The following is a 242-nucleotide window of genomic DNA, read 5'->3' as shown; positions in this document are numbered from 1 at the left end:
TAGACGAGCAAAAAGTACTCATGGCTGTGGATCCAGATAAGGATGTGGATGGCTGTCAACCCACCAACTTTGGAAAAATGGCCTTGGATATGGAATGCTTCATTCCTGCCACTCCCTTTGGTATTATGGAGCTGTTGCGCAGGTATGATGTCGATACTTCGGGCAAGCATACCGTTGTTATCGCAACAAGCCACATCGTGGGTAGGCCTATCAGGATTTTGATTAGTCAAAAAGTAAAAGCA

Annotated in this window: 1 pseudogene; it reads left to right on the top strand. The window is 45.5% G+C overall.

Features of this window, described 5'->3' with window-relative positions:
• Nucleotides 1-242 (top strand): annotated as a pseudogene (locus ACRHOZ_RS21310) (bifunctional 5,10-methylene-tetrahydrofolate dehydrogenase/5,10-methylene-tetrahydrofolate cyclohydrolase); the annotation flags it as partial.

This window comes from Flagellimonas flava (genome assembly GCF_050617915.1).
Lineage (GTDB): Bacteria > Bacteroidota > Bacteroidia > Flavobacteriales > Flavobacteriaceae > Flagellimonas > Flagellimonas flava_A.
Note: the sequence above shows the minus strand (reverse complement) of the source record. Positions and strands in the feature narration are given on the sequence as shown.